Below are 8,780 nucleotides of genomic sequence, written 5' to 3'. Positions count from 1 at the left end.
GGAGGAGGGGGCGGGTTGTGGGTGCTCATCCTGTCCTCCCACCTGTCGCGAGGATCCTGCGGGCTGCCCCTTCCGGCGGATGTGCTCCTTCCATGGTGCGACGGGTGCCGCTCTACTGCCCACGGTCGTCCTCGGGCCGGGGTCCGTCACGGGGCCGAAGGTCCTCGGTGGGCGCCTACGCGGGCCGCCGAGCTCGCGTGCGTACGCGGGTGCGGGCCGGTGGCCGCGCCGGGCCCACCCCCCGGACTCCGTCCGGGGTCCATCGCCCTGCGGAACGCCTGCCCACAGCGCGGCCGGGAGGCGACCGTCAGGTCAGCCTGATCACGTTCCAGGGCATGGGGGCCAGGGTGGCGCGCAGTGTGCCGTCGGACAGCGGAACGTGAAACCGCCCCGGGTCTCCCACATGGGGTGTGGGAGGCCCGAGGCGGGCGCGAGTTCAACCGGAGGTCAGATGCTCGGCGGAGCGACCCGCGTGTACGTCACGGCGTTGCTCGTACCGCCGGGAGTCACGGCAGTGATGGCGACCGGGCCCGCCGCGCCGCCCGGGTCGGTGGCGGTGACCTGCGTGTCCGAGAGGACGGTGAAGGCCGCCGGGCTGGCACCGAACAAGACCTGGGACGTCAGGGTGAGGCCCGTACCCGTCAGAGTGACGGTGGCTCCGCCCAGGGGGCCGGCGGGGGGGACGACGCTGGTCAGCGTCGGTGGGTCGACGTACAAGAAGGACACCCCCGCTGGGCTGGTGCCGCCGGGCCCCGTGACGATCACGGAGGCCGCTCCCGCCGTGTGGCCGGGGGTGACGGCGGTGATTTGGGTGGCCGAGTCGACCGTGAACGAGACGGCGGGAATCCCGTCGAAGGTGACCGCCGTGGCTCCGGAGAACCCGGTGCCGGTGATCGTGACCACGGTTCCGCCGGCGATCGGTCCCTCGTCCGGCGAGATGCTGCTGACGACCGGGCCCGCGACGTAGAAGTAGAAGACACCGGGTGCGCTGGTGCCTCCCGCCGTGGTGACGGAGACCGGGACGGAGCCGGGGACTCCGGTGGCGGGGACGACCACGTCGAGCTGGGTGCTCGACACGAACGTCACCGAGGTCGCCGGGTTGGCCCCGAACTGGACGGTCGCACCGGGCGTGAAGTTGGTCCCGGTGATGGTGACCGTGTTCCCGCCGGTGAGGGGCCCGGCGTCGGGTGAGAGGGAGGTGATGGTGGGTGCCCCCACGTAGGTGTAGCTGACGGCGTTGCTGGTGCCGCCGGGTCCGGTGACCGTGACGTTGACCGTTCCCGTGCCCGCGGGGACCACGGCGGTGATCTGGGTGGCGGAGACGACGGTGAACGAAGTGGCGGGGTTGGGGCCGAAGTTGACCGCAGTGGCACCGCCGAATCCCGTGCCGGTGATGGTGACGGTGTTGCCGCCGGCGAGGGGTCCGGTGTTGGGCACCACGGAGGTGATGGTGGGTGCGGCGACGTAGGTGTACGGCACCGCGTTGCTGGTGCCGCCGGGGCCGGTCACGGTCACGTTCACTGACCCTGTGCCTGCCGGTGCGGTGGCGGTGATCTGGGTGGGGGAGTCGATGGTGAAGGTGGCGGGGTTGGGGCCGAAGTTGACGGCGGTGGCGCCGGTGAATCCCGTGCCGGTGATGGTGACGGTGTTGCCGCCGGCGAGGGGTCCGGTGTTGGGCACGACGGAGGTGATGGTGGGTGCGGCGACGTAGGTGTACGGCACTGCGTTGCTGGTGCCGCCGGGTCCGGTGACTGTGACGTTGACCGTTCCCGTGCCCGCTGGGGCGGTGGCGGTGATTTGGGTGGGGGAGTCGATGGTGAACGAAGTGGCCGGGTTGGGGCCGAAGTTGACGGCGGTGGCGCCGGTGAACCCGGTGCCGGTGATGGTGACGATGTTGCCGCCGCTGGTCGGTCCCGAGGCCGGCGAGATGCTGGTGATGGTGGGTGCGGCGACGTAGGTGTACGGCACTGCGTTGCTGGTGCCGCCGGGTGTGGTGACTGTGACGTTGACTGTCCCGGTGCCCGCTGGGACTACGGCGGTGATTTGGGTGGGGGAGACGACGGTGAAGGAGGTGGCCGGGTTGGGGCCGAAGGTGACCGCGGTGGCGCCGGTGAATCCCGTGCCGGTGATGGTGACGGTGTTGCCGCCGGTGAGGGGTCCGGTGTTGGGCACCACGGAGGTGATGGTGGGTGCCCCCACGTAGGTGTATGGCACCGCGTTGCTGGTGCCGCCGGGTCCGGTGACCGTGACGTTGACCGTCCCTGTGCCTGCCGGTGCGGTGGCGGTGATTTGGGTGGGCGAGACGATGGTGAACGAAGTGGCCGGGTTGGGGCCGAAGGTGACCGCGGTGGCGCCGGTGAATCCCGTGCCGGTGATGGTGACGGTGTTGCCGCCGGCGAGGGGTCCGGTGTTGGGCACCACGGAGGTGATGGTGGGTGCCCCCACGTAGGTGTACGGCACGGCGTTGCTGGTGCCGCCGGGTCCGGTGACCGTCACGTTGACCGCGCCTGCTGCGTGCGCCGGGGCGGTGGCGGTGATCTGGGTGGCCGAGTTCACGATGAACGTGGCCGGTGTGCCGCCGAAGCTGACCGCGGTGGCGCTGGTGAAGCCGGTGCCGGTGATGGTGACGGTGTTGCCGCCGCTCGTCGGGCCCGAGGAAGGCGAGAGGCTGGTGATCACCGGTGCGTTGATATAGGTGTAAGGCAGCGCGTTGCTCGTGCCACCCGGGCCCACCACCGTCACGTTGACCGTGCCGCTGCCCGCCGGGGCCGTGGCTTGGATCTGGGTCGGTGAGATGATGGTGAACGCGGCCGGGGTTCCACCGAACAGCACCTGTGTGGCGCCCGTGAAGCCCGACCCGTTGATCGTGATCACGTTGCCGCCGACCGCGGGACCGGAGTTCGGCACCAGGCTGGTGAGCACGGGCGCACCGACATAGGTGTAGACGACGGCGTTGCTCGTGCCGCCGGGGCCGGTGACGGTTAGGTTGACCGAGCCCGCCGCGTGCGCCGGGGCGGTGGCGGTGATCTGGGTGGCCGAGTTGACCGTGAACGAGGTTGCGGGCGTCCCGCCGAAGCTGACCGCCGTGGCGCTGGTGAAGCCGGTGCCGGTGATGGTGACGGTGTTGCCGCCTGCGAGCGGCCCCGAGGTCGGGGAGATGCTGGTGATGACCGGCGCGCTGACGTACGTGAAGTTGATGCCGTTGCTCGTACCACCCGGCGTTTGCACGGTGACGGGGACGGTGCCGCTGCCCGCGGGGGAGACCGCCGTGATCTGGGTGGACGAGTTGACGGTGAACGAAGTGGCGTTGGTGGCACCGAACTTGACCGCGGTGGCGCCGTTCAGGTTGGTGCCCGTCAGGATCACCGTGGTGCCGCCGCCGGCTGGCCCGGTGTTCGGGCTGATCGAGGTGAGGGTGGGGACGGGCACGTTCACGTAGGTGAAGGTGACGAACTGCGAGCTGGTGCCGCCCGTCGTGGTGACGGTCACCTGCACCGTGCCGGTGCCGGGCGGGGTGGTGGCGGTGATCTGCGTATCGGAGATGACCGTGAAGCTCGGCGCCATAGTGGCCCCGAAGCGTACTTGGGTGGCGCCGGTGAAGCCGCTACCGGTGATCGTGACGATGGTGCCGCCGCCGCTGCCACCGGAGTTGGGGCTTACCGAGGTCACAACGGGGGCGGCCAGGATCGTGATGGGCGCTGCCGGGCCGGCGGCCGCGGCGGGGGATGTTTCGCGCTCGTTCATTTCCGCGCTCCTCCAAGGGGCGTGCGAGGTGGGCCCCGACCGGCCGAGGAGCGCCGGCCGGGGCCCGGGGGAGGTGAGGGAGCGGTGCGGAGACCCCCTCACCGGGTGGTGAGGGTCAGATGAGGGGCGGAGTCACGTAGGTGAAGCCGCCGATCGAGGTGACCGAGTTGCCGCTGGTGGTGACGACGACGTCGACCGCGCCCGCGGTGCCCGGCGGTGTGGTGACCACGATCTCGGTGTCGCTGTTGATCTGAAGCCCGGGGGCCGTGGTGCCGTCGAAGGTCACCGACTGGGTGGTCGTCAGGTTGGTGCCGGTGATGGTGACGGAGGTGCCACCGGCGTCGGAACCGGAGTTGGGGTCGATGAGGGTGATCGTCGGGTCGGCCACGTAGGTGAAGGTGCCCGCGTTGACGGTGCCGGCATTGGTGGTCACGGTGACCGTGACGTTGCCTGCCGCGCCGGCCGGTGAGGTGACGATGATCGAAGTGGCGTTGTTGTTGGTGACCGTGCCTGGGTTGGCGCCGAAGTTCACGGTGGCGTTGTTCAGGTTGTTGCCGGTGATCGTGACGCTGGTGCCACCGGCGGTCGAGCCGGCGGTGGGGCTCAGGCCGGAGATGAGCGGCGACTGGAGGTAGAAGTAGGGGAGTGGATTGGAGGTGCCGCCCGGGGTCGTCAGGGTCACGCCGACTTCGCCGGCGCCGGAAGGCGTAACGGCCGTGACCGTCGTGGGGCTGACGTTGGTGACGTTCGTCGCGTTCTTCGAGCCGAACTTCACCGAGGTCGTACCACTCAGGTTGCTGCCGGTGATGGTTACCGTCTGGCCGCCGCCGGTGGGACCCGAGTTGGGACTGATAGGCATGGGAATTCCCCTCTTTTTCCTGGATGGTTGGTGTGGTGCGGGAGGGACTGCGGTCAGGGATTGCAGCCAGGGGTGACGGGCACGGAGACGCAGTTGTTCGGCGAATTGTTGGAGATGGTGCCGCCGATGTTCGTCACTGTTCCCGCGTTGATGTAGAGCCCGCCGCCAGTGACCAGGGCCGTGTTTCCTGTGATCTGGCCGGCGGCCATGTTCACCGCTCCGGTGTCGAGATAGACGCCGCCGCCTGCCCCTGCGGTGTTGGATTTGATCGAGGCGCCTGCCATTTGCAGGTTGCCGCCCTGGACGATGACGCCGCCGCCGACCAGGGGCGGACTCTGGTTGGGGAGCCGGCCGTTCTCGATCGAGAACAGCCCCACGAAGTTCAGGGATCCGCTGGTGCCGGGGAAGAGCGGGGCGCCCTGCACGGCCGCGATCCTGAAGTTCGGCGCGGTCGGGGCCCGTCGGATGGTGACGAGGAAGCCCGCGAACGTCATGGGTGTCCTGATCTCCGGAAGACCGGTGAACCCCGAGGCCGCTGACCCGCCGTGCGGGGTCGTCAGCGTGATGGTGCAGAAGGGCGTGAACGCCAACTGATCTGCGGCGGCTGTGGAATTGGCCAGGTTGATCGCGTTCACCAGACTCGTCTCGCTGCAGAACACCGGAATGTTTGCCGCCTGCGCGGGCGATGCCGGAACGACTGCGAGGCCGATGCCGAGGAGCGCGGCCCCGAAAAGGGACCAGAGTTTTCGGTTTCTGAATCTGCTGGTTCGAGGCATGGTGCGTGGTACCCCCTTGCGCGAAGCGGAGGACCAACCCACCGGCCGGCGCCGGTAATGCGGCGCCGGCCGGTGGACTTCGATTCCTTCCACGGGGGAGTGCCCATTGTGGCCGCGGCTCGATTGCCACCGTTCCGCAATCAGCAGGAAACAGAAGCGGCGGGCCGCATGCCAATCTCCTCCGTGGAGGGAATGGGCGGCCCGCCGGTGTGGATATATCCAGGAAACACTGGTGAGGTTGATCGATACAAGGGCGCATCCGAGTTTCGCCGGACTGAGGTTCCCTCGCCCCATTGGTGGACGTGGCAAAGCCACCTGGCATAGACGTACCACCGACGTGCGCCCCGCCGGACGTTGTATACGGGTGGTCGCCGACCGCCCCCGTTCACCTCGCCTTACGGGCCAGTCTCGCCTGTACGGGACGGCCTTCCACCGTCTCGAACGCGACGGTCGTCTCGTCGTCCCGTCCACCCGGCACGACTGCACACGGTTCCTCGCGCCCTGCCGGACGCCAGCGCCCACGGAGCGTCACCCGCAGGGTGTGCGGACGGCTCGGGTTGTTGAGCCAGGGGCGGGACCACGGGCTGAAGTGGCCCACGTAGCGCCCGTGTTCGTACTGGTCCCGGTCCTCGCCCTCGCACAGGTGGAGGTCCGGGTCGCAGACGGAGAGGGTGAGACGATCGCCGTCCTCACGCGTCAGGACCATCGAGGGCGTGTCCACGCCCAGGATGGCCACGGCCTCATCACCAACCGCCTTTCCCGCGCGCCGCGTTGGCTCGAAGAAGGCATAGCCTGTGATGCCCGTGCCCCGGTCGTGGACCACGTGCGCCGTCTCGTCCGCACCCAGCACCCGGTACGGGGCGCGCTCCGGATCCCGCATCCGGGCCGTGAACTCGGCCATCCGGGCCGGGGTCGTGCGGACCACCATCGCGTACTCGTAGCGCGCCCTGTGCGGGGCCCTCCCGTGGCGCAGCCAGGCCGTCGCGAAGTCGCCCGTCGTCGGGAGGTCGGAGGCGTTGTCGCGGGAGGCCTGCGCGGTGCGCTGGAAGCCCAGGCGCTGGCCCGCCGGTACGTAGTAGCCCAGTCCCTTGTCGTCCACGAGCCACAGCGGTTCGGCCACGGCGAAGTCGGGCCGCTCGTACGGGAATCGGGTCACCGGGGCCGCCGCGTCGTTCACGTACGTGGGGGCCGACCGAGTCGGCAGGGAGGTCTGGAAGAGGGTCGTCTCCGTGTCGTGCGCCGCGTCGCCGTTCCCGATCCCCGTGCCCAGCGCCACGATCCGGTCCTCGAAGAGGAAGGCCGAGACGCGGGCGCGGTGCGTGCCCTCGTACTTCGGGTGCTCGTGGAGCCGCATCGCGAACATGCCGCCCAGGCCGTCGATCGTGTGCGCTCCCGCGAACCGCTCGTCGGTGAGCGGCATTTCCTCGATCGTGCCCGTCAGGTCGGCGCGCAGTTCGGGCAGCGGCTTGCGGATCGTGGTCGTCCCCGGGCGGCGGTTCCAGTCCCAGCCGGGCTGGCGGTAGCCGCTGTCCGCGTTGGTCACCGGGTCGCCGCGGTGCAGCACCTGGATCTGGCCGTAGGTGTTGTAGCGGCCGTACCGGTTGGCGCCCTCGTAGACCTCGGTGCTCCACAGATAGCGGTTGTGGCCCCGGACCGTGACCTGCCAGTCCTCGCGGCGGTGGACGGCCAGGGCCGCGTGGTTGAGGGCCCAGCTGCCGTTCGGGTCGGGCTCGGCGTTGATGCCCAGGGCGGCCAGGCGCGCGGCCAGCGCGCGCTGCCGCGCCGTCGGCTCGGCGGGGAGCAACCGGAGGAAGGCGGCGGCCAGTTCGCGGTCGACCTCGCCCGGCCCGTCCGGGGTCCCCGCACAGGCCAGCCACTCGTACGGGGTGACGGACAGCGCCGTCGTGCCCCTCGGGTGGCGCCCGCTGAGCGAGACGGGCCACTGGTGCTTGTTCGCGTACACCCGCATCGTCAGCAGCGCCCGCTTCAGCCAGGCGTGCGAGCGGGCCGAGATCCGGAACGCCCCGCCGCTCATCACGTACACCAGCGGCGCGAGCCCGGCGAGGCCGTCGCGCGCGTAGTCCGGGTAGCAGCCGAGGTGGTGGAAGACCGTGCCGTCGGTCTTGATGCCGTCCTGGATGCCGGGGGTGGGCAGGAGCGCGGTGTCGAGCCAGTCGCGCAGCGCGCGCAGATACGCGACCTGCTCGGCCTCGGTCTCGGACAGCAGCACCGCGGCGAGCAGGCCGCGGAAGGTCGTGCCGAGGACGTCCATGATGCTGCCGTGCGCCATGCGGTGGTCCCAGCCGCGGAAGATCCGGCCGAGGCCGGACAGCCAGGCCACGTCCGCGCGCACCGCGTCGAGGAGGCCCGCCTCGCGGAGGGCGCCCCGCATCAGGTGGACGGAGTCGTAGTAGCCGCCGATGTCGTAGCCGAGATGGTGGGTCGTGCCCTGGCAACTCCCGTGCGTCCAGCCCTGGTCGCGCAGGTGGGCCACCATCCGTACGTACAGCGCCGCCAGCGCCGGGCGGTGGGCCGGGCCCGCCGCGTCGTGGGCCCGCGCCACCCTCCGCATCTGGTCGGTGCAGGCGCGCAGGGGGGTCGCCGCCACGAAGGCCCTGAGGTCGGCGGCGATCTCCGGGGGATGGATCTGGGCCTGGTAGGAGTGGACGGGGCGGCCGGTTCCGGTGGCTGTCCGCTCCGGTACGCCGAGGGCCTCGACCTGCTCGGTGAGCGCGGCCACGTACGCTTCGTCCACCGTCAGGGGTTCGGGCGCGGCCAGGTAGTCGTCGTGGTAGCGGGTGAGGAGGGCGCGGAGGTCGGCCCGCTGCGCCGGAGACGGCTCGGGGGCGGGGAGTTGACGCCTGGTCAGGAGCTGGTCGAAGAGGAGGAGCGCCTGCCAGTGCTGGGCGTCCCACACGTCGCCCTCGCGGCACACCTCCGGCACCTGCGCGTCCCGCGTCGGGCCGTCCGGCCGTACCGGCGTGTTCAGCAGCAGCTGGTCGAGGTGGAGCGTGCCGGAGCGGCGCGGGGCGGTGATCCGCACGGTGTCCATGTCCGGGCGGGGGCGGCCGTGCAGGTCGTAGCCGTAGCGCACCCAGGCCGTACGCCAGCCGGTGAAGGCGAGGCGGAAGTCGAACCAGGCGTCGACGCGCTCTCCCCGCCCGAACTCGAACCGGATCGCGTCGTCCACCGCCGCCTCGTTGAACACCCACACCGAGAAGGCGTCCACGGTGCCCTGCCAGGCCTGGTCGTCCAGCGGGCGGTACGGGTCGGCGGTGTACGCGAGGCCGGCGCGGATCGTGACGCGGGAGCGCGCGGCGTGGTCCCAGCGGAGCGAACGGCTGCCGCAGACCGCGGCGCGGTCGCTGATGCGCAGGGCCGAGCCGGGGCCGGGGGAGAAG

At 70.7% G+C, this 8,780-nt stretch carries 4 protein-coding genes; all 4 read right to left on the bottom strand.

Annotation, left to right across the window (positions count from 1 at the left end):
* Positions 1-447: 447 nt before the first annotated feature.
* Positions 448-3,744 carry a beta strand repeat-containing protein gene (locus AOK16_RS26030; RefSeq protein WP_079101626.1) on the bottom strand — a complete coding sequence of 1,099 codons (3,297 nt, stop codon included), beginning with the start codon at positions 3,742-3,744 and terminating at the stop codon, positions 448-450.
* A 115-nt stretch (positions 3,745-3,859) separates the two neighbouring features.
* Positions 3,860-4,603 (bottom strand): IPT/TIG domain-containing protein, encoded by a 744-nt coding sequence (locus tag AOK16_RS21290; protein WP_055473796.1) that lies wholly within the window; start codon positions 4,601-4,603, stop codon positions 3,860-3,862.
* A gap of 53 nt (positions 4,604-4,656) precedes the next feature.
* Positions 4,657-5,379: a hypothetical protein gene (locus AOK16_RS27300; RefSeq protein WP_157859291.1), complete on the bottom strand. Its 723-nt coding sequence runs from the start codon at positions 5,377-5,379 to the stop codon at positions 4,657-4,659.
* Between the two features lie 385 nt (positions 5,380-5,764).
* Positions 5,765-8,780: chondroitinase family polysaccharide lyase (locus AOK16_RS21280; protein WP_055473794.1), on the bottom strand; the 3,016-nt coding region annotated here is incomplete at its 5' end.

It is taken from the genome of Streptomyces pathocidini (assembly GCF_001418495.1).
GTDB lineage: Bacteria > Actinomycetota > Actinomycetes > Streptomycetales > Streptomycetaceae > Streptomyces > Streptomyces pathocidini.
Note: the sequence above shows the minus strand (reverse complement) of the source record. Positions and strands in the feature narration are given on the sequence as shown.